This window comes from Enterobacter sp. 200527-13, assembly GCF_027924865.1.
GTDB lineage: Bacteria > Pseudomonadota > Gammaproteobacteria > Enterobacterales > Enterobacteriaceae > Enterobacter > Enterobacter ludwigii.
The window spans coordinates 1074559-1095389 of record NZ_BSCM01000001.1 but is presented as its reverse complement, the minus strand read 5'-3'; the positions used below and the strand labels follow the sequence as shown (position 1 = coordinate 1095389).

The 20831-nt window shown below is 57.0% G+C and carries 21 protein-coding genes; 13 read left to right on the top strand and 8 right to left on the bottom strand.

Going from position 1 to position 20831, the window contains the following annotated elements; translation table 11 throughout:
• Positions 1–167: 167 nt before the first annotated feature.
• The 6 genes from xthA to QMG44_RS05145 all read left to right on the top strand — a co-directional run bounded on the left by xthA (position 168) and on the right by QMG44_RS05145 (position 6343).
• Positions 168–974 carry an exodeoxyribonuclease III gene (gene xthA, locus QMG44_RS05170; protein WP_020884424.1) on the top strand — a complete coding sequence of 269 codons (807 nt, stop codon included), beginning with the start codon at positions 168–170 and terminating at the stop codon, positions 972–974.
• A 6-nt stretch (positions 975–980) separates the two neighbouring features.
• Entirely contained in the window at positions 981–1664 is a 684-nt protein-coding gene (locus QMG44_RS05165) for a TVP38/TMEM64 family protein (RefSeq protein ID WP_025204411.1), read from the top strand.
• Between the two features lie 15 nt (positions 1665–1679).
• Entirely contained in the window at positions 1680–2840 is a 1161-nt protein-coding gene (locus QMG44_RS05160; protein WP_404997236.1) for an ABC transporter substrate-binding protein, read from the top strand.
• Positions 2813–4342 carry a thiamine ABC transporter permease gene (locus tag QMG44_RS05155; RefSeq protein WP_086532659.1) on the top strand — a complete coding sequence of 510 codons (1530 nt, stop codon included), beginning with the start codon at positions 2813–2815 and terminating at the stop codon, positions 4340–4342. Before QMG44_RS05160 ends, QMG44_RS05155 begins: the two co-directional genes overlap by 28 nt.
• Positions 4342–4962, top strand: a complete 621-nt coding sequence (locus tag QMG44_RS05150; protein WP_047744471.1) for an ATP-binding cassette domain-containing protein — start codon at positions 4342–4344, stop codon at positions 4960–4962. Before QMG44_RS05155 ends, QMG44_RS05150 begins: the two co-directional genes overlap by 1 nt.
• A gap of 73 nt (positions 4963–5035) precedes the next feature.
• A complete protein-coding gene (locus QMG44_RS05145) occupies positions 5036–6343 on the top strand; it encodes a rhodanese-like domain-containing protein (RefSeq protein WP_032681220.1) in 1308 nt (435 codons plus the stop codon).
• On the opposite strand, the gene QMG44_RS05140 is transcribed toward QMG44_RS05145, so the two are convergent.
• Both QMG44_RS05140 and QMG44_RS05135 read right to left on the bottom strand, forming a co-directional pair.
• The gene (locus QMG44_RS05140; RefSeq protein ID WP_032677958.1) at positions 6340–6957 is read right to left on the bottom strand and encodes a CDP-alcohol phosphatidyltransferase family protein; all 618 of its coding nucleotides are present in this window, start codon (positions 6955–6957) and stop codon (positions 6340–6342) included. The genes QMG44_RS05145 and QMG44_RS05140 overlap by 4 nt on opposite strands.
• Positions 6950–7519, bottom strand: coding sequence for a carboxymuconolactone decarboxylase family protein (locus QMG44_RS05135; protein WP_044868261.1), 570 nt, complete (start codon positions 7517–7519; stop codon positions 6950–6952). Before QMG44_RS05135 ends, QMG44_RS05140 begins: the two co-directional genes overlap by 8 nt.
• Positions 7520–7594: 75 nt before the next feature.
• Here QMG44_RS05135 and QMG44_RS05130 point away from each other — a divergent pair, with 75 nt between their 5' ends.
• On the top strand, positions 7595–8011 hold the full coding sequence (locus tag QMG44_RS05130) for a pyrimidine (deoxy)nucleoside triphosphate diphosphatase (protein ID WP_025204417.1): 417 nt from the start codon (positions 7595–7597) through the stop codon (positions 8009–8011).
• On the opposite strand, the gene QMG44_RS05125 is transcribed toward QMG44_RS05130, so the two are convergent.
• A complete protein-coding gene (locus tag QMG44_RS05125) occupies positions 7971–8243 on the bottom strand; it encodes a YnjH family protein (RefSeq protein WP_032677956.1) in 273 nt (90 codons plus the stop codon). The two genes, QMG44_RS05130 and QMG44_RS05125, sit on opposite strands and share 41 nt — an antisense overlap.
• A gap of 228 nt (positions 8244–8471) precedes the next feature.
• On the opposite strand from QMG44_RS05125, the gene gdhA reads away from it, so the two are divergent.
• Positions 8472–9815, top strand: coding sequence for an NADP-specific glutamate dehydrogenase (gene gdhA, locus QMG44_RS05120; RefSeq protein WP_020884434.1), 1344 nt, complete (start codon positions 8472–8474; stop codon positions 9813–9815).
• A gap of 49 nt (positions 9816–9864) precedes the next feature.
• Here gdhA and QMG44_RS05115 read toward each other — a convergent pair whose 3' ends face one another.
• From QMG44_RS05115 to QMG44_RS05105, 3 genes are all read right to left on the bottom strand, one after another.
• Positions 9865–11772, bottom strand: a complete 1908-nt coding sequence (locus QMG44_RS05115) for a DNA topoisomerase III (protein ID WP_086532660.1) — start codon at positions 11770–11772, stop codon at positions 9865–9867.
• Positions 11773–11776: 4 nt separating this feature from the next.
• Positions 11777–12820 (bottom strand): selenide, water dikinase SelD, encoded by a 1044-nt coding sequence (selD, locus tag QMG44_RS05110; protein WP_020884436.1) that lies wholly within the window; start codon positions 12818–12820, stop codon positions 11777–11779.
• 116 nt (positions 12821–12936) lie between these two features.
• Positions 12937–13488: an NAD(P)H nitroreductase gene (locus QMG44_RS05105; RefSeq protein WP_014169648.1), complete on the bottom strand. Its 552-nt coding sequence runs from the start codon at positions 13486–13488 to the stop codon at positions 12937–12939.
• Between the two features lie 167 nt (positions 13489–13655).
• On the opposite strand from QMG44_RS05105, the gene sppA reads away from it, so the two are divergent.
• The 4 genes from sppA to QMG44_RS05085 all read left to right on the top strand — a co-directional run bounded on the left by sppA (position 13656) and on the right by QMG44_RS05085 (position 18673).
• A complete protein-coding gene (gene sppA, locus QMG44_RS05100; RefSeq protein ID WP_281853000.1) occupies positions 13656–15512 on the top strand; it encodes a signal peptide peptidase SppA in 1857 nt (618 codons plus the stop codon).
• A 63-nt stretch (positions 15513–15575) separates the two neighbouring features.
• On the top strand, positions 15576–16592 hold the full coding sequence (gene ansA / locus QMG44_RS05095) for an asparaginase (protein ID WP_020884438.1): 1017 nt from the start codon (positions 15576–15578) through the stop codon (positions 16590–16592).
• Positions 16593–16601: 9 nt separating this feature from the next.
• Positions 16602–17243 (top strand): bifunctional nicotinamidase/pyrazinamidase, encoded by a 642-nt coding sequence (gene pncA / locus QMG44_RS05090; RefSeq protein WP_020884439.1) that lies wholly within the window; start codon positions 16602–16604, stop codon positions 17241–17243.
• 170 nt (positions 17244–17413) lie between these two features.
• The gene (locus tag QMG44_RS05085) at positions 17414–18673 is read left to right on the top strand and encodes a glycoside hydrolase family 18 protein (protein WP_086532661.1); all 1260 of its coding nucleotides are present in this window, start codon (positions 17414–17416) and stop codon (positions 18671–18673) included.
• A gap of 55 nt (positions 18674–18728) precedes the next feature.
• Here the strand turns inward: QMG44_RS05085 and QMG44_RS05080 are convergent, their stop codons facing one another.
• The gene (locus QMG44_RS05080) at positions 18729–18992 is read right to left on the bottom strand and encodes a YeaC family protein (RefSeq protein WP_153852331.1); all 264 of its coding nucleotides are present in this window, start codon (positions 18990–18992) and stop codon (positions 18729–18731) included.
• Between the two features lie 56 nt (positions 18993–19048).
• Positions 19049–19462, bottom strand: a complete 414-nt coding sequence (gene msrB / locus QMG44_RS05075; RefSeq protein WP_086532662.1) for a peptide-methionine (R)-S-oxide reductase MsrB — start codon at positions 19460–19462, stop codon at positions 19049–19051.
• A gap of 341 nt (positions 19463–19803) precedes the next feature.
• Here msrB and gapA point away from each other — a divergent pair, with 341 nt between their 5' ends.
• Positions 19804–20799 (top strand): glyceraldehyde-3-phosphate dehydrogenase, encoded by a 996-nt coding sequence (gene gapA / locus QMG44_RS05070; RefSeq protein WP_020884442.1) that lies wholly within the window; start codon positions 19804–19806, stop codon positions 20797–20799.
• Positions 20800–20831: the final 32 nt, after the last annotated feature.

The window sequence follows — 20831 nt, the reverse complement described above, 5'->3', positions numbered from 1 at the left end:
GCGAAATTTATCGGTTCTTTACGCCCTGTTGGGGGGCAATGCGCGTCAGAATGGTGCAAATATTGCACCGTTGGCATGATCTGTCGCAGTTATTGGTCGAACCCCGTAACAGTTGACGCAAATTCTGCTACCATCCATGCACTATTCACCTTGCATTGGCAGCGACTATGAAATTTGTCTCTTTTAATATCAACGGCCTGCGTGCCCGCCCTCACCAGCTTGAAGCAATTGTTGAGCAACATCAGCCAGATGTGATCGGCCTGCAGGAGACAAAAGTTCACGACGATATGTTCCCCCTCGAAGAGGTGGCGAAGCTCGGTTACAACGTCTTCTATCACGGACAGAAAGGTCACTATGGCGTGGCGCTGCTGACCAAAGAGACGCCGGTTTCCGTACGTCGTGGCTTCCCGGGCGATGATGGCGAAGCGCAGCGTCGCATCATCATGGCGGAAATTCCTTCACCACTGGGCAATATCACGGTGATTAACGGGTATTTCCCGCAGGGTGAGAGCCGCGACCATGAGACAAAATTCCCGGCCAAAGCAAAGTTTTATCAGGATCTGCAGGATTACCTGACCACCGAACTGAAAAAAGAGAATCCGGTGCTGATCATGGGCGACATGAATATCAGCCCGACCGATCTCGATATCGGCATTGGAGAAGAGAACCGCAAACGCTGGTTGCGTACCGGTAAATGTTCTTTCCTGCCGGAAGAACGCGAGTGGATGGAACGCCTGCTCGGCTGGGGTCTGGTTGATACTTTCCGCACCGCCAACCCGGAAACGCAGGATCGCTTCTCGTGGTTTGACTACCGCTCAAAAGGCTTTGATGACAACCGCGGTCTGCGTATTGACCTGCTGCTGGCCAGCCCGCCGCTGGCGGAACGCTGCATCGAAACCGGCATCGACTACGATATCCGCAGCATGGAAAAACCGTCTGACCATGCGCCGGTCTGGGCGAAATTCAAACTGTAACCTCGTGTGAACACGCAAAAAATACTCCTGATGTGCGCCCTTCTGGGCGCATTTGTTCTGACCTTCGTCTTTCTTCCGCCGGGGACGCTCTCCCTGGAAACCATCAAAACGCACCAGCAGTCGCTCCTCTCGCACGTGGAACAGGCGCCGTGGCAAAGCGCGTTTTTCTTTTTCGCCCTCTACGTGTTGGTCTCCGCCCTGTCGATACCCGGTGCGGCGATACTGACGCTGCTGGCGGGAGCGCTGTTTACGCTGTGGGAAGGCACCCTGCTGGTCTCGTTTGCTTCTACCCTCGGCGCCACGCTGGCGATGCTTGCCAGCCGTTATCTGCTGCGCGACTGGGTACAGCGGCGATTCACATCGCAGATGAATACGGTGAACGCCGGTATGGCGCGGGACGGTGCAGGGTATCTTTTTGCCCTGCGTCTGATGCCCTTGTTCCCGTTTTTTCTGGTGAATCTGCTCATGGGGCTGACACGTATTGCGGTCAGTCGCTACTGGTGGGTGAGCCAGGTCGCCATGCTGCCTGCAACCATTATCTTTCTGAACGCCGGACGCGCGCTGGGGAAAGTGAATTCGCTTCGCGATATTTTATCGCCGGGACTGATATTCGCCTTTACACTACTGGGGTTATTGCCGCTGGCGACGCGCTGGCTGTTTTCCCGTTTTACCCCTTCATCAAAAAAGTGAGGCATTATGCGCCGTGTGCGTTTTTGCACGTTTCTGAGCGGTCTGCTGCTGGCAGCCCCGCTGTTTGCAGCGGACAACTGGCAGGCTATCCAACAACAAGCCAAAGGCCAGACCGTCTGGTTTAACGCCTGGGGCGGCGATCGGGCGGTAAACCGCTACCTCGAGTGGGTAAGCGGTGAGATGAAAACGCATTACGACATAACCCTTAAAATCGTCCCACTGGCGGATGCCGCCGATGCGGTCAAACGTATTCAAACAGAAGCCGCCGCAGGCCGGAAAACGAACGGTTCAGTCGACCTCTTATGGGTCAACGGTGAGAACTTCCGGACCCTGAAAGCCGCTAACCTGCTGCAAACCGGATGGGCGCAGACCTTGCCCAACTGGCGCTATGTCGATACCCGCAAACCGGTTATGGAGGATTTTGCTGTCCCCACCGATGGCGCGGAATCCCCGTGGGGCGGTGCGCAGCTCACCTTTATTGCCCGCCACGCAAGCCTGCCTGCGCCCCCAAACGATCCTCAGGCGTTACTGGCGTATGCGCAGCAGCATCCGGGCAAAGTCAGCTACCCACGCCCGCCCGATTTTACCGGCACGGCATTTCTGGAACAGTTGCTCCTGAACCTCACCGCTCACCCGGAGGCGTTGCAAAAAGCCCCTGATAACACCTTTGCCCAAGTGACGGCTCCGCTGTGGCACTACCTGGACAAATTACACCCGCTGCTGTGGCGAAAGGGAGAGGACTTTCCTCCCTCGCCCGCCAGAATGGATACCTTGCTTGCCAGCGGTAGCCTCAATCTCTCCCTGACCTTTAACCCGGCACATGCGCAGCAAAAAGTGGCCAGCGGTGAACTGCCTGCCGACAGCTACAGCGTTGGTTTTGACAACGGAATGATAGGCAACGTCCATTTTGTGGCCATTCCGTCGAATGCCAGTGCAAGCGCAGGCGCGAAGGTGGTCGCCAATTTCCTCCTTTCACCGCAGGCGCAAATCCGCAAGGCCGACCCGGCCATCTGGGGAGACCCGAGCGTACTGGATGCGAAAACACTGCCCGAAAAAGAAGCGAAGCAGCTCACTGCCCATACGCCGGCAGGGCTGCCAAAAATGCTTCCCGAGCCGCACGCTGCCTGGGTTAACGCGCTGGAGCAGGAATGGCTGCGTCGTTACGGCACCCGCTGAGCTGGCTCGTCTGGCTGGCGATGGCGGTCATCTATCTGCCGTTGCTTCCCGCCGCCGCCATACTGTTTGCCCCGGCATTCTCGCTGAACAACTGGCAGTTGCTGTTTAACGACCCGCAGCTGCCACAGGCTACGGTCGCCACGCTGGTCTCAACGCTTATCGCGACGCTGGGGTCGATGTTTATCGCTCTGGTGATCGTGGCCCTCCTGTGGCCGGGCGAGCGCTGGCGACGGCTCAGCAGCCGGCTGACGTGGCTGCTCGCCGTTCCTCATGTGGCCTTTGCCACCAGCGCTTTACTGCTGTTTGCCGAAGGGGGCCTGTTGTATCAGGTGTGTAGCGTCTGTACGCCGCCGCTTGACCGATACGGTGCAGGGCTGGGGCTGACGCTTGCGGTAAAAGAGAGCGCGTTTGTGCTGTGGGCCCTTTACGCCGTCCTGCCGGAAAAACGCCTTGCGCAGCAAAAGGTCGTGCTGCATACCTTCGGCTACGGGCGTTTTCAGGCGCTGAACTGGCTCATCCTTCCAACGATCGCGCCGGCTCTTGGCGCGGTGATGCTGGCGGTGCTGGCCTGGTCCCTGTCGGTTGTGGACGTGGCGATGGTGCTCGGGCCTGGCAATCCCCCGACGCTTGCCGTACTGGCGTGGCAGTGGCTCAGTCAGGGCGATGCGCAGCAGCAGACAAAGGGAACGCTGCTGTGCCTGCTTCTCCTTCTGCTGCTGGCCGCGCTTTCTGTACTGGGTTACGGCGCATGGAGACTCTGGCGTCGCACGCTGCCGGATCTGAGCGGACGCCGTCGAATGTCGCTTATCGCCCCACCAGCGCGTCTGCTTAGCGGATTTCTGCCCGCCTGCGGGGTGCTTTGCGCGGTCGTGCTGCTCATGCTGGCGCAGCGGGACGACATCGGTGCGGTTGGCGCCAGCCTCTCCTTTGGCCTGCTCGCCAGCCTGATTTCGCTGGGGGTAATTGTTCTCTGGCTTGAGTGGGGACCGCAGCGAGGCACGCTGTGGGTGTGGTTGCCGCTGGCGCTGCCGGCGCTGCCCCTCGTTACCGGACAATATGTTATCGCGTTGCGACTGGGTCTCGACGGACACTATGCCGCCGTGCTGTGGAGCCATCTGCTGTGGGTTTTACCGTGGATGTTGTTGGTCCTCCAGCCGGCCTGGCAGAGGATCGATCCCCGGCTGATCCTTACCGCCAGAACGCTCGGCTGGCGGCGGGGAAAAATCTTCTGCTGGCTGAAATGCCCCTTGCTGGTACGCCCGGCGCTGCTGGCTTTCGCGACCGGGTTTTCCGTCAGCATGGCGCAATACATGCCAACCCTCTGGCTGGGCGCAGGCCGTTTTGCGACGCTGACCACTGAAACCGTGGCGCTCAGCAGTGGAGGCAGCATTCCGCTTCTGGCTAACCGGGCGCTGGGGTTGCTGTTGGTCACGGGGAGCGTGTTTGGCCTTGCCGCCCTGCTATCCCGGCTCGCAAGCCGTTACCGACGAGGATTACGTTAATGCTGCAGGTCAGCAATCTCACCATTGAACCGCTTTTCCGCGAGGTCAATTTTTGTGTGCCACGCGGCGAAATAGTCACGCTGATGGGCCCTTCCGGCAGCGGAAAATCAACCCTTTTTGCCTGGATGGTGGGCGCACTGTCAGACGACTTTCAGGCTCAGGGCGAACTGTGGCTTGATGAACGTCGCTGCGACGGACTGCCCGTGGAGGCCCGCGGGTTGGGGATCCTCTTTCAGGATGCCCTGCTGTTTGACCATTTCAGCGTCGGACAAAATTTGCTGCTGGCATTACCTGAACGGATTGTCGGACGAGCACGGCGGGAAGCGGTCGAGCAGGCGCTCGGTTCTGCCGGGCTTGCCGGGCATTACGCCAGCGATCCGGCGACCCTTTCCGGCGGCGAACGTGCCCGGGTCAGTCTGCTGCGTGCCCTGCTTGCAGAGCCGCAGGCGTTACTGCTGGATGAACCGTTCAGCCGTCTCGATAATGCGTTACGCGCCTCGTTTCGGGCATGGGTATTTGACACTACCCGCGCACGCAATATTCCGGTGGTTCTGGTCACGCATGACGACGAAGACGTGCCCCCGGGCGGCGAAGTGATTGAGATTTCTCGCTGGCAATAATGTGCTAACGCAATGTTTTACCTTCCAGGAGAGACGACAATGCCCCCCTCTTTTACTGACGTCAGGTTATTCGATGAAACGTGTTTCTCAACTGACTGCGCTGGCCATGCTGTGCGGCCTCGCTTCATTTTCCTCTCTGGCTGCTGATATGCCGCACGCCATGACGCTGTCTCAACTTCAGGCACAACACGGTGCGGTGATCGACACCCGCGCCAGCGCGTTTTACAACGGCTGGCCGCAAACGCTGAGCGCGCCCTCCGGGCATGAGCCCGCCGCACTTAACCTTTCCGCCTCCTGGCTTGGCGCGATGAGCGATGACCAGATTGCCGTCTGGGCCAGACAGCACCAGCTTACGCCGGCCATGACGATCGCGCTCTACGGCCGCGACGCCGATAATCAGGCGGTCAAAGCGCGGCTGGAAAAAGCCGGTTACCACCAGATTTCCGTGCTCAACGATGCCCTGCAGGTACCTGAGCGTCTGCAGCGTTTGCCGCACTTTGAACAACTCGTCTACCCGGAGTGGATCCACCAGCTTCAGCAGGGTAAACCCGTCACTGCCGCGCCGACGGGCGACTGGAAAGTCATTGAAGCCGCATGGGGCGCGCCGAAGTTTTATCTGCTGAACCATATTCCCGGTGCCGGCTACATTGATACCAACGAAGTGGAAAGCGAACCGCTGTGGAATAAAGTTTCTGACGACACGCTAAAAGCGATGCTGGCGAAGCACGGGATCCGTCACGATACGACCGTCATTCTGTATGGCCGTGACGTATATGCCGCCGCCCGCGTGGCGCAGATCATGCTGTATGCGGGCGTGAAGGACGTCCGCATTCTTGATGGTGGCTGGAAAGCCTGGTCTGACGCGGGTCTGCCGGTTGAACGGGGAATGCCCAAAGACGTGAAGCCCGCCCCCGATTTTGGTGCACCGATCCCCGGCCAGCCGCAGTTGATGGTGGATATGGCGCAAGCACGCGGGATGCTGCATCGCCAGGACGCGTCGCTGGTCAGCATTCGTTCCTGGCCGGAGTTCATCGGCGAAACCAGCGGCTACAGCTACATTAAGCCAAAAGGTGAGATTGCCGGTGCCCGCTGGGGGCATGCCGGTAGCGACGCCACCCATATGGAAGATTTCCATAATCCGGATGGCACCATGCGCAGCGCTGACGACATCGCCGCCATGTGGAAAACCTGGAACATCCTGCCGGAACAGCACGTCGCGTTTTACTGCGGCACCGGCTGGCGTGCGTCCGAGACGTTTATGTACGCACGGGCGATGGGCTGGAAAAATGTCGCCGTCTATGACGGCGGCTGGTACGAGTGGAGCAGTCATCCACAGAACCCCGTCTCCAGCGGAAAACGTGGGCCAGAAAGTTCACGCTAACGGGTAAGTGACTTCAGCGTCACATACCCGCTCCAGATGCGCGTTGTGGTGGTCAGCCAGCACAACGCGCCAAATATCCACGCCAGCACGCTGAAGTGCGCTGGAAAGAGGCAGCACAGCACAAACAGCGCGATCGTCTCCGTCCCCTCCGTTAACCCACCAATATAGTAAAACGACTTATGCGCGTAGCCGGGGTTGTCGATGTTGTGTTTCGCTGCCAGCGCGGCAAATGCCAGAAAACTGCTCCCGGTACCGATAAAGGCAAACAACAGCCAGCCAGCGGCAAGCGCATTCTCTGCGGGGGCCGCCAGCGCGAATCCGAAGGGAACCAGCGCGTAAAACAGAAAATCGAGGGCGATATCAAGAAATCCTCCCGCATCCGTCAGCCCGCGCCGGCGCGCCAGCGCACCGTCCAGACCATCCAGCAGGCGATTCAGCACGATGGCGACGAGCGCCGCCGGATACCAGCCGAGGGCCAGAAACGGTAAGGCCAGAACGCCTATGGCAAACCCGGTCAGGGTTAATCCGTCAGGCGTGATCCCCGGCTTATCCAGTACTGACACCAGTCGGTTGAGCGTGGGTTTAATCCGCGGGTGCAGATGACGATCAAGCATGGGGATCCTCTTTAAACGTGGCACATAACCCCTGCGCCGGGATGTCCAGCGCGGCATTAAAGCGTGCAGAGAGATTCTGAAACGCAATCAGCGCCGTCATTTCGGCGATCGCGTCCTCGCTGAAATGGCGTTTGATCTCACTTTTGATTTCGTCATTCACACGGGGCGGCGTCGCGGTGACAGCCTCGGCATAGGCCAGCGCTGCACGCTCCTCTTCGCTAAAAAGAGCGGAATCACGCCACGCGTTGACGGCCTGAACCTTATCCAATGCGCCCGAGCGCTCCGCCAGGCGCAAACTGTTGGCATCGATACAAAAAGCACAGTGACAAAGCTGCGATACCCGGGTCATTAACAGCGAACGGAGCACCGGCGACAGGCGCGCGTGACGACGTTCGAGAAAACCGACGAACAATGCCACCAGCCAGAAAAGACGTGGCATCCTTCCCCACCAGCGTGTGGGGTTAAGCACGGCACCAAAGTGTTTTTTCTGCATGGCGGCAATCGGTTTTATGCTGACCGGAAGGGTGGCGATGGGATCTACCCAGGTGGACGTCTCTTTCACCTGATTCTCCTGATGGCTGGACTCTTAGAAAGGGCACGATAATATGGTGTTTTTCGCTAACAAGTATTGACGACCATGCTAAAAACAGTCGATGTCGTTGCGGCAATCATCGAAAAAGACAACAAAATTTTACTGGCCCAGCGCCCGGCTCATGCCGACCAGCCGGGCATGTGGGAATTCGCAGGCGGAAAAGTAGAAGCCGGTGAGACGCAGCCCGAGGCGCTTGTCCGCGAGCTGCACGAAGAGCTCGGCATCCACGCGCAGCCAGGTGAGTATGTGGCAAGCCATCAGCGTGAGGTGTCACAGCGGTTAATCAACCTTCACGCCTGGCACGTTCCGGCGTTCAGCGGCGCGCTGACGGCGCATTACCACAGTGCGCTGGTGTGGTGTACGCCCGAAGACGCATTTGGTTTCAACTTAGCGCCTGCGGACATCCCGCTGCTGGAGGCGTTTATTGTTTTACGCGACGCCAGACCAGCGGATTCGTGCTAATGGTGCGTTCATCACGCTGGCACTGCAACAGAATGCCGTCCGCTTTTACCACTGCCCCTTCCGAATAGTTCTGATCCTGATAGATGCAGCACTGGTTACACGGCTGCGCTCGCTGGCCGCTGGAGCTGAACACCTCCGGCGGCACATTCACGTCCACATCCGGGCGAATGCGGTCTGCCTGCGCGCCTGCGGTAAACATCAAACATAACGCGGTTATCACGTAACGGTTCATAGACTTATCTTCCTGTTGTGCCCTGATAAAGACTATAACGGTAAACCGGCGCAGAACCTTTAATTTATCTCGTCATCGCTTTTGGTTATGACGAAGCCCCGCTGATTAATTTCCTTTTCGGCATGCATTTCTGCTTGCTTCACAAAGCGGTACGGATGGTATAGTCAAAAAAACAACACAATTCGTATAAGCAATATACATAAAATAATATAAGGGGTTCTTATATCTATGGATCAGACACGCTCTCTGGAAACTTTCCTCTCTTATGTTCAACAGCGCGACCCGCATCAAAGTGAGTTTGCGCAGGCCGTACGTGAAGTCATGACCACGTTGTGGCCGTTCCTTGAAGAAAACCCGCGCTATCGCCAGATGTCACTGCTTGAGCGCCTCGTGGAGCCGGAGCGCGTGATCCAGTTTCGCGTGACCTGGGTAGATGACCGTAATCAGGTCCAGGTTAACCGCGCGTGGCGCGTGCAGTTTAATTCCGCCATCGGCCCGTTTAAGGGTGGGATGCGTTTCCACCCTTCCGTGAATCTGTCGATTTTAAAATTCCTCGGCTTTGAGCAGACGTTTAAAAATGCCCTTACAACTCTGCCCATGGGCGGCGGGAAAGGCGGCAGTGATTTCGATCCGAAAGGCAAAAGCGAAGGCGAAGTGATGCGTTTCTGTCAGGCGCTGATGACCGAACTCTATCGTCATCTTGGTCCCGATACTGACGTTCCGGCGGGCGATATCGGCGTTGGTGCGCGTGAAGTGGGCTTTATGGCCGGCATGATGAAAAAGCTCTCGAATAATAGCGCCTGTGTCTTTACGGGCAAAGGGCTCTCCTTTGGCGGCAGCCTGATCCGTCCGGAAGCCACCGGCTACGGGCTGGTCTATTTTACCGAGGCGATGCTGAAGCGCCACGGCTTAGGGTTTGAAGGTATGCGCGTGGCGGTGTCCGGCTCCGGTAACGTGGCCCAGTACGCCATTGAGAAAGCAATGCAGTTTGGTGCCCGCGTGGTTACCGCGTCAGATTCACGCGGTACCGTGGTGGATGAAGCCGGTTTTACGGCCGAGAAGCTGGCTCGCCTGTGCGACATTAAAGCCAGCCGCGACGGCCGTCTGGCGGATTATGCCCGTGAATTTGGTCTGACCTGGCTCGAAGGCAAACAGCCGTGGGGCGTGCCGGTCGATATCGCCCTGCCATGTGCGACCCAGAACGAACTGGATACCGAGGCCGCACGCACCCTGATTACCAACGGCGTGAAGGCCGTGGCCGAAGGGGCGAATATGCCAACCACCATCGAAGCGACCGATCTGTTCCTTGAGGCTGGCGTGCTGTTTGCGCCGGGCAAAGCCGCGAACGCCGGCGGCGTGGCGACCTCTGGCCTGGAGATGGCGCAAAACGCCGCGCGCCTCGGCTGGAAGGCAGAGAAAGTGGATGCGCGTCTGCACCACATTATGCTGGATATTCACCACGCCTGCGTCGAGTACGGCGGTGAGGCATCGCAAACCAACTACGTGCGTGGCGCAAATATCGCCGGGTTCGTGAAGGTCGCGGATGCGATGATTGGGCAAGGGGTTATCTAAGCACGCTGTCGCCCTTTCCCGTCGGGAGAGGGCGACAACCGAAAGCACATCAGGCTGCGCTTTTTTTCTTTTTGAACGGTTTCTTCGGCGCACCACCCGGTGCAACCATCCCCCGGAACTGCTTCACCGGCGTATTACGCGCCTGGTTAATCAGCTCGTACAAGGTCCCCACCAGCGGCTGCATAAAGTCCTGATAGCGACACTGCTTTTCACTGATTTGCGTCAGCACAGATTCCCAGTGTGCCGTCATGTCCGGCCTTGCGGCCAGCTCAGGCAGCGAGTGGATCAATGCGCGCCCCGGTTCAGTCGAGTGGATATAGCGCCCTTTTTTCTCCAGAAAACCGCGCTTAAACAGCAACTCGATAATGCCCGCACGGGTCGCTTCCGTGCCCAGTCCGTCGGTGGCACGCAAGATCTTCTTCAGATCCTTATCCTGAACAAAACGGGCGATCCCGGTCATTGCCGAGAGCAGTGTCGCATCGGTGAAGTGGCGCGGCGGTTGGGTCTGGCGTTCAACCACTTCGCCTTTCTCACACAGCAGCTCGTCATCTTTGGCAACCACCGGCAGCGGCGTGCCGTCATTCTCTTCGTCACGCTCTTTGTTGCCAAGCAGCGTGCGCCAGCCAGCCTCCGCCAGGAAACGCGCCTTGGCGATAAATTTCCCTTTGGCAATTTCCAGCTCAATCACGCATTTGCGGAACATGGCGTCCGGGCAGAACTGCATCAGATACTGACGAGCCACCAGGTTATACACCTTCGCTTCGTTTTCCGTGAGGTTAACGTTGCTGGCGCGCGCCGTCGGGATAATCGCATGGTGGGCATCCACCTTTTTATCATCCCAGCAGCGGTTATGAATGTCCGGATTCACAACCGGTTGCGGCAGCAGATCCGGCGCGTGAACGGCAATGGCGTTCATCACCGCGTGACGGCCGGCAAAGTGCTCTTCCGGCAGATACCGGCTGTCAGAACGCGGATAGGTAATGAGTTTGTGGGTTTCGTAGAGCTTCTGGCAGATATCAAGGACGTTCTGCGCGCTCAGACCGAAGCGTTTCGCCGCTTCAATCTGCAGCGCGGAAAGCGAGAACGGCAGCGGCGCGGGTTCTGATTCCCGTTTATCGTTATAGCTGGTGACAATAGCAGGCTGACCGGTAATCCGGTTGACCACGTGCTCCGCCAGCGGACGGTGCAGCAACCGCCCCTCTTCATCCTGATACGATTCGCAGGCATCGCTTGGCTGCCAGACGGCGGTAAAGCGCTCGTCTTTTGGCGTGACGATATGCGCTTTAACCTCAAAGAAATCTTTGGCGACGAAATTCTCAATCTCTTCGTCACGACGCACCACCAGCCCCAGCACCGGCGTTTGCACACGCCCGACGGAGAGGACGCCCTGATAACCGGCATTACGCCCCAGAATGGTGTAGGCGCGGGTCATATTGATCCCGTAAAGCCAGTCAGCACGAGCGCGGGCCAGCGCGGAAACGCACAGCGGAATAAACTCGCTGTTCGCGCGCAGACGTGAAATGGCCCGCTCCACGGCCTGCGGATTGAGGTCGTTAATCAGGCAGCGCTGGACCTGCTGGCGTTTTTCCGGCGCCAGCTCCAGATAGTCCAGCACCTCATCCACCAGCAGTTGCCCTTCCCTGTCCGGGTCACCCGCGTGGATGACTTCCGTCGCGTCATGCAAAAAACGTTTAATCACGTTGAGCTGTTTGGTGACGGAAGGCCGTGGCTGTAGGCGCCATTTTTCAGGGACGATGGGCAGGTCATTGAGGTTCCAGCGGGCATAGCGGCTGTCGTAGACATCCGGCTGCGCCTGCTCAAGCAGGTGACCGATACACCAGGTGACCACCTGCCCGTTACCGCATTCGATAAAGCCGTCGCCCTTGCGATGCGGCTTCGGCAGCACATCGGCAATGGCACGGGCCAGGCTCGGCTTTTCGGCAATAAACAACCGCATTGAATTAACGGATCTCAATCATCGGTCGGCCACCGCGCGCGGTCACCAGTTCACCGATCGCCGTCAGGGTAATACCAAACTCTGCGGCCGTCGCCTGGACGTCGGCTTCAGCGTCTGGCGTGACCGCCAGCAGCAAACCACCGGACGTTTGCGGATCGCACAGCAGATTGCGCCACGCTTCAGGCATTTCGCCCATCAGATGACCATAGCTGGCAAAGTTACGCTGGGTACCGCCCGGAACGGCGCCCGCTGCAATGTACTCCTCCACACCCGGCAGCTTCGGCACGTCCTGATACCAGACCTGCGCCTGTACGCCCGCGCCCTGACACACTTCGGAGAGGTGCCCGAGAAGGCCAAAACCGGTCACGTCGGTCATGGCTTTCACGCCGTCGATATTCGCGAAAGCCGCACCCGCGAGGTTCATCTGGCACATGACCTCGGTTGCCAGCCCCTGGTGTTCCGGCTTCAGCAGCGATTTTTTCTCCGCAGTAGTGAGGACACCAATGCCCAGCGGTTTGGTGAGGAACAGCTTGCAGCCCGCCTGCGCGGTGCTGTTGCGTTTCACGCGCTCGGTGGGCACCACGCCCGTGACCGCGAGACCGAAGATCGGCTCCGGCGCATCGATAGAATGACCACCGGCCAGCGCGATCCCCGCCTGCTGGCAGGCAAAACGTCCCCCTTCAATCACCTCACGGGCAATTTCAGGGGCAAGGGTGTTAATCGGCCAGCCCAGAATGGCAATCGCCATAATCGGTTTGCCCCCCATGGCGAAAATATCGCTGATGGCGTTGGTGGCCGCAATACGCCCGAAATCGAACGGGTTGTCGACAATCGGCATAAAGAAGTCGGTGGTACTGATAATGCTGGTGCCGTTACCCAGGTCATAAACTGCCGCATCGTCACGCGTTTCGTTACCGACAAGCAGGTTCGGGTCGACAAACTTCGCCTGTTCACTGTGGAGAATGGTCTCCAGCACTTTCGGGGAAATTTTACAACCGCAACCGGCTCCGTGGCTGTATTGCGTTAAACGAATGGTTTGCTCGCTCATGGACGTCTCCTGTCATCTCAATCGCGCTATGGTAGCGCTCATTCCATAAAGAGGTAAGTATGACTGTCTGAATTCTGCGGCAGATGCTCAGAATCCAGACAGTTTAGCGCGCGTTATCAGAAACGGCTGACGAAAGGCGTGGTGTCCGGCACATTAATGGTGGCGGAGGCTTTAAGCTGAGGCGTGCCGAGATAGAGGAAGCCGACAATTTTATCATGTTCGCCACAGGCGAATCCGTCGCGAACCGGCTGGCTGTTGGTCAGCGGCCCTGTGCGCCAGATACCGTTAAACCCTTGCGCCACGGCGGCCATTTGCATTGCCATGACGGCACAGCCGGCAGACATTTCCTGCTCCCAGACCGGCACTTTGTGGTCGGCCTGACATTTCGCCACGACAGCGATGATCATCGGCGCACGGAATGGCGCACTGCGGGCTTTCTCAATACCCTTCTCATCCTGACCTGCGGCAACCGCCCCCTGCTCCAGTATCTGACTGAAACGATCGCGGCCTTCACCTTCAATCACAAAGAAGTGCCATGGCTGCAGCGTACCATGATCCGGTGCACGCAGGCCGGCACGCAGAATATTCTCCAGTTGCTCCCCTGCCGGCGCCGGCTCGGTGAGACGTGAAGCGCTACGGCGGTTAACAAGCAGTTCAAGTGCGTCCATTGGTTAACTCCTTTCTTGAAATTTACTCACAAAATTAACACGGCGGCAGATTTTGTTACAGCGTAGCAGGCGATTCCTGCTGACAAGTGACGGTTGGGTCATTACGATAACCGCACATTGCCGTCCCGTGGCGACGGAAACAGTCATTTTCTGGTTAGGGAGAATACATGCGAACCCTTTGGCGAATCATTGCCGGTTTCTTTAAATGGACGTGGCGACTGCTCAACTTCGTCCGCAACCTGGTGATGAATATCTTCTTCATCCTCCTGGTTCTGGTTTGCGCAGGCGTCTGGATGCATATCAGCAACGCAAATCTGGCGCAGCATTCGACTCGCGGGGCGCTGTTACTTGATATCACGGGCGTCATCGTCGATAAGCCGTCCACCAGCAATCGTCTGGGCGTTATTGGCCGTCAGCTGTTTGGCGCGACATCAGACCGTCTTCAGGAAAACTCCCTGTTCGATATCGTCGACACCATTCGTCAGGCAAAAGATGACCGCAACATTACCGGCATCGTGCTGGATCTGAAAGATTTTGCCGGCGGCGACCAGCCTTCAATGCAATACATTGGTAAAGCGCTGCGCGAATTCCGCGACAGCGGCAAGCCGGTGATTGCGGTCGGGGACAGCTACAGCCAGGGGCAGTATTATCTGGCCAGCTTCGCCAATAAAATCTGGCTCTCCCCTCAGGGTACGGTCGATCTGCATGGCTTTGCCACTAACGGTCTGTATTACAAATCGCTGCTCGACAAACTGAAAGTCACCACCCACGTCTTCCGCGTCGGAACCTATAAATCCGCCGTGGAGCCGTTTATTCGTGATGATATGTCCCCTGCGGCCCGTGAAGCGGACAGCCGCTGGATTGGTGAGCTGTGGCAAAACTATCTGAGCACCGTGGCCGCTAACCGCCAGATAACCGCTGATCAGGTATTCCCTGGCGCGCAGGGCGTGCTGGAAGGCCTGCGCAAGGTTGATGGTGATACCGCAAAATATGCGCTGGATAACAAACTGGTCGATGCGCTGGGCACCAGCGCGGATATCGAAAAATCACTGAGCAAACAGTTTGGCTGGAGCAAAGAGGATAAAAACTTCAGCGCCATCAGCATGTACGATTATGCGACCAAAAAGCCGGATGACAGCGGTGACAGCGTCGCGGTGGTCTTTGCTAATGGTGCCATCATGGACGGCGAGGAAACGCCGGGTAACGTGGGCGGCGATACTACCGCATCGCAAATCCGTGATGCTCGCCTTGATCCGAAAGTGAAGGCGATTGTACTGCGCGTAAACAGCCCTGGCGGCAGCGTCAGCGCTTCTGAAGTGATCCGCGCTGAACTTGCCGCGGCACGTGCAGCCGGCAAGCCGGTAGTGGTGTCGATGGGTGGAATGGCGGCCTCGGGCGGTTACTGGATTTCAACCCCGGCTAACTACATCGTCGCCAACCCGAGCACGCTGACCGGCTCGATTGGCATCTTTGGGGTGATTAACACCGTGGAAAACAGCCTGGATTATCTGGGCGTCCATACCGATGGCGTTGCCACTTCACCGCTGGCGGATGTGTCGGTCACAAAATCGCTGCCACCTGAAGTCTCTGAGATGATGCAGCTCAGTATCGAGAACGGCTACAAGCGCTTTATTACGCTGGTGGCAGAGTCCCGTAAAAAGACACCGCAACAGATCGACGACATTGCGCAGGGCCACGTCTGGACTGGCCAGGATGCGAAGAATAATGGTCTGGTAGACAGCCTGGGCGACTTTGATGACGCGGTGAAGAAAGCCGCCGAACTGGCGAAGCTCAAGCAGTGGCATGTTGAGTATTATCAGGACGAGCCGTCGTTCTTTGACCTGGTGATGAACAGCATGTCCGGCTCCGTGCGTGCCATGCTGCCTGAGGCGCTGCAGGCGTATCTGCCTGCGCCAGTCGCGACGGCGGCTAAAGCGATGAAAGCGGAAAGCGACAAACTGGCGGCCTTTAACGATCCACAAAGCCGTTACGCGTTTTGTCTGACCTGTGCAAACGTCCGTTAAACACCGTCCCCTCTTCCCGTGAAGAGGGGATTTTTTTCTTTTGAAGAACAAGAACTCACTACCATGCAGAAGAAATCGATTTATGTAGCCTACACTGGCGGTACCATCGGTATGCAGCGCTCTGAAAACGGCTATATCCCGGTCTCCGGCCACCTTCAGCGCCAGCTCGCGCTGATGCCTGAATTCCACCGTCCGGAAATGCCTGACTTCACCATCCACGAATACGAGCCGCTGATGGACTCCTCCGATATGACGCCGGAAGACTGGCAGCATATCGCGGACGACATTAAAGCCCATTACGACCAGTACGACGGCTTTGTGATCCTGCATGGTACCGACACAATGGCGTTTACCGCCTCGGCACTCTCCTTCATGCTGGAGAATCTGGGCAAGCCCGTCATCGTCACCGGCTCACAAATTCCGCTGGCGGAGCTGCGTTCTGACGGGCAGATCAACCTGCTCAACTCTCTGTATGTGGCAGCAAATTACCCGATTAACGAAGTGTCGCTGTTCTTCAACAACCGACTGTATCGCGGCAACAGGACCACGAAGGCGCACGCCGATGGCTTTGACGCTTTCGCCTCACCGAACCTGCAGCCGCTGCTGGAGGCGGGCATCCATATTCGTCGTCTGGGCACCCCACCTGCGCCGAGCACGGCGGGCGAACTGATTGTTCATCCGATCACGCCGCAACCGATTGGCGTGGTAACGATTTACCCGGGTATCTCTGCAGATGTGGTGCGTAACTTCCTGCGCCAGCCGGTGAAAGCGCTGATCCTGCGCTCTTACGGCGTGGGCAATGCCCCGCAGAACGGCGAGTTCCTGAAAGAGCTGCAGGAAGCGAGCGAGCGCGGGATCGTGGTGGTTAACCTGACGCAATGCATGTCCGGTAAAGTCAACATGGGCGGTTACGCCACCGGTAACGCCCTCGCGCATGCAGGCGTTATCAGCGGATTCGATATGACCGTTGAAGCTACGCTGACTAAACTTCACTATTTACTGAGTCAGGATCTGGACATTCAGTCCATCCGCAGCGCGATGATGCAAAACCTGCGCGGCGAACTGACGCCGGACGAATAAGGAGGCACCATGACGCAACGCGCCCTGTTACTGGTCGATTTGCAAAATGATTTCTGTGCGGGCGGCGCACTGGCCGTCGCTGAAGGTGACAGCACCGTAGACGTGGCGAATACGCTGATTGAGTGGTGCAAAACGCGGGGTGAGGCAGTTGTCGCAAGCCAGGACTGGCACCCGGCTGATCACGGCAGTTTTGCCAGCCAGCACGGCGTTGAGCCCTTCACTCAGGGTGAACTTGACGGCCTGGCACAAACCTTCTGGCCGGATCACTGCGTGCAGCAGACGGAAGGTGCGCAGCTGCATCCGCTGCTGAATCAGAAGGCCATCGACGCGGTGTTTCATAAAGGGGAAAACCCGTCTATCGACAGCTACAGCGCCTTCTTTGATAACGGACATCGCCAGAAAACGGCGCTGGACGGGTGGTTACGCCATCACGAAATCACCGAACTGATTGTGCTGGGTCTGGCGACGGATTACTGCGTGAAGTTCACCGTGCTGGACGCCCTCCAGCTAGGCTATACCGTCAGCGTCATCACCGATGGCTGTCGCGGGGTGAACATTCAACCGCAGGACAGCGCACAGGCGTTTATGGATATGGCCGCGGAAGGCGCCACCCTGTATACCCTGGAAGACTGGCTGGAAACGCACGCCTGACCTTCTCGCCGGGCAAGCCCCAGTGCTGCCCGGCACGCCCCGTCTCGTTCCCCATAAAGTGAACTCCCTCGCATCACCAGCGAAGCGGCAATGCTATTCTCTTCAGGCTGTTTTTTCGCCACGCCTTTTCCGTGGCGTGGTTATTTTTGTTAAGTCAAAGAGGAACTTGTATGAAACGTTTGCCTTTGCTGGCAGCATTACCCCTGCTTTGCGCGTCAGTTGCTTCCGCCACTCCCCTGATGTCTGTGGGATATTTTAATGGCGGTGGCGATGTCACCGCCGGTCCCGGTGGCGATATCAATACGCTCGACGTTCGTCAGATTACCCACCTGAACTACTCATTTGGTCTGGTCTATAACGATGAGAAAGACGAAACCCATGCTGCGCTGAAAGATCCGGCGAAACTTCATCAGATCTGGCTGTCGCCAAAAGTCGCCGCCGATCTGGCGCTAATCCCGACGCTGCGTAAGCAAAATCCAGACCTGAAAGTGCTGCTCTCCGTGGGCGGATGGGGTGCGCGTGGCTTCTCCGGCGCAGCCGCGACCCAAGAGAGCCGTGCGGTGTTTATCCGCTCGGCTCAGGAGATTGTCGAAAAATATGCACTCGACGGCATCGATCTTGACTGGGAATACCCGGTAAATGGCGCATGGGGACTGGTGGCCAGCACGCCAGCCGATCGCGATAACTTCACCGCACTGCTGAAAGAATTGCGCACCGCCTTCGGCCATAAAAAGCTGGTCACCATCGCGGTGGGGGCAAATGCAGAAAGTCCGAAAAGCTGGGTGGATGTAAAGGCCATTGCCCCGCTGCTCGACTACATCAACCTGATGACCTACGACATGGCGTATGGCACACAGTATTTCAACGCCAATCTGTATGACTCCAGCGACTGGCCAACGGTGGCCGCCGCAGACAAATACAGCGTGGATTTTGTGGTGAACAACTATCTGGCGGCCGGGCTGAAGCCGCAGCAGATGAACCTCGGGATTGGTTTTTACGGCCGCGTGCCGAAACGCGCCGTGGAGCCCGGTATTGACTGGACAAAAGCCGATGCGCAAAACCATCCGGTGACCCAGCCCTACTTTGGGCCTCAGGAAACCGGCTTATTCGCGTCACTGGGTTACGACCTGACCAAAGATACGTATGTGAAGTACAACGATATTGTGAAAAAGCTCTTAAACGATCCGCAGAAGCGTTTTACCGAACACTGGGACGAACGGGCGCAAGTGCCGTGGCTTTCAGTGAATGCGGCGGACGGCAAGGCGCTGTTTGCCCTTTCCTATGAGAACCCGCGTTCCGTCGCCATCAAAGCGGATTACATCAAGGAGAAAGGTCTCGCCGGGGCGATGTTCTGGGAGTACGGTGCGGATGACAATAACCAGTTAGCGAAACAGCTGGCGGAGTCGCTGGGAATTAAACCCAAAGAGTAAGATAAGCACGCCCTCTCTCCAGAGAGAGGGCGCTGGCAGGACTGCCGCCCCACCGTTACTGCATTTTTATCGTCGCGATCGGCTTTGGCGTGATACCAAAGTCCTCTTTCAGCTCGCGCTTGCTCTTCATCACCATCTGGCCTTGAGTGTCGATAGTCATGTGTTGCGCGTCGGTATTGTTACGCGCCTGCCAGAGCATCACCAGTTGCAGACTGTTCTCTTTTTGCTCCGGCGTGAGCGCGACACCGTCCGGCCATTTTCCCAGTTCAACAGCAGTCACCAGGCGCTGATACACCTCCGGCGTCATACCGCTAATCATGTCATCAATATTCACGATCTCTCCCTTTCAAAGGAATAATTTGCTGAATCGTTTTTTCAACCTTTGATCTGGTCACCGTTTTCATCATCGGTGAAGCTCATCGACGCTGAATTCACACAGAAACGCTCACCCGTCGGTTGAGGGCCATCCGGGAAGACGTGTCCAAGGTGGGCGTCACAGGTTCCGCAACGAATTTCAGTACGCACCATGCCGTGCGACGTGTCGCTCAGGTAGCGGATCGCATCGTCGCTGACCGGCTCATAAAAGCTTGGCCAGCCACAGCCAGAATCGAACTTCGTTTGGGAATTGAACAACGGGGCATCACATACCAGACAGTGGTAGACACCGTCGCGCTTGTTGTGCAGTAAACGGCCGGTAAAAGGCGGTTCGGTTCCGTGATTTTGCGTCACGTAAAACTGCATTTCGGTGAGGTTTTTTTTCAAATCGTCAGAGTTACGTTGGTTCGACATATGCTTACATCTCGCTGTAGAAACAGACATCTTTTAACCCGGATTCTAACAAAACATTAACACCCTTGCGTGCACTTTTGTTCTAAACTTATGTGTCGCGAAAAGGCGGTCAGGCAATTGTGATCATGTTCACATTTTTATCCTGCGAGGACTTTAAAATGCCGCGCGCAGCCCCCATGTGGTTGCTAGCTCAAAGGGAAAGTGAGGCGAGTCAGTCGCACAAACGTTAGTCACAGGATTGATTTGTCGCAATGATTGACACGATTCCGCTTGACGCTGCGTAAGGTTTTTGTAATTTTACAGGCAACCTTTTATTCACTAACAAATAGCTGGTGGAATATATGACTATCAAAGTAGGTATCAACGGTTTTGGCCGTATCGGCCGTATTGTTTTCCGTGCTGCTCAGAAACGTTCTGACATCGAAATCGTTGGTATCAACGATCTCCTGGACGCTGAATACATGGCGTACATGCTGAAGTACGACTCAACTCACGGTCGTTTCGACGGCACCGTTGAAGTGAAAGACGGCCACCTGGTTGTTAATGGCAAAACCATCCGCGTTACTGCTGAGAAAGACCCAGCTAACCTGAAATGGAACGAAATCGGTGTTGATGTTGTAGCTGAAGCTACCGGTATCTTCCTGACCGACGAAACTGCGCGTAAACACATCACCGCGGGTGCGAAAAAAGTTGTTCTGACCGGTCCTTCTAAAGACAACACCCCAATGTTCGTTCGTGGTGCAAACTTCGAAACTTACGCTGGCCAGGACATCGTTTCTAACGCATCCTGCACCACCAACTGCCTGGCACCGCTGGCTAAAGTAATCAACGACAACTTCGGCATCGTCGAAGGTCTGATGACTACCGTTCACGCGACCACCGCGACTCAGAAAACTGTTGACGGCCCGTCTCACAAAGACTGGCGTGGCGGCCGTGGCGCGGCTCAGAACATCATCCCATCCTCTACCGGTGCAGCTAAAGCTGTAGGTAAAGTACTGCCAGAACTGAATGGCAAACTGACTGGTATGGCGTTCCGCGTTCCAACTCCTAACGTATCCGTTGTTGACCTGACCGTTCGTCTGGAAAAAGCTGCTTCTTATGAAGAAATTAAGAAAGCAATCAAAGCTGCTTCCGAAGGCGCAATGAAAGGCGTTCTGGGCTACACCGAAGACGACGTTGTATCTACCGATTTCAACGGCGAAGTGTGCACTTCCGTGTTCGATGCTAAAGCAGGTATCGCACTGAACGACAACTTCGTGAAACTGGTTTCCTGGTACGACAACGAAACCGGCTACTCTAACAAAGTACTGGACCTGATCGCTCACATCTCCAAATAAGTTGAGATGAGTTCTTGATCCAAAAAGGCGAC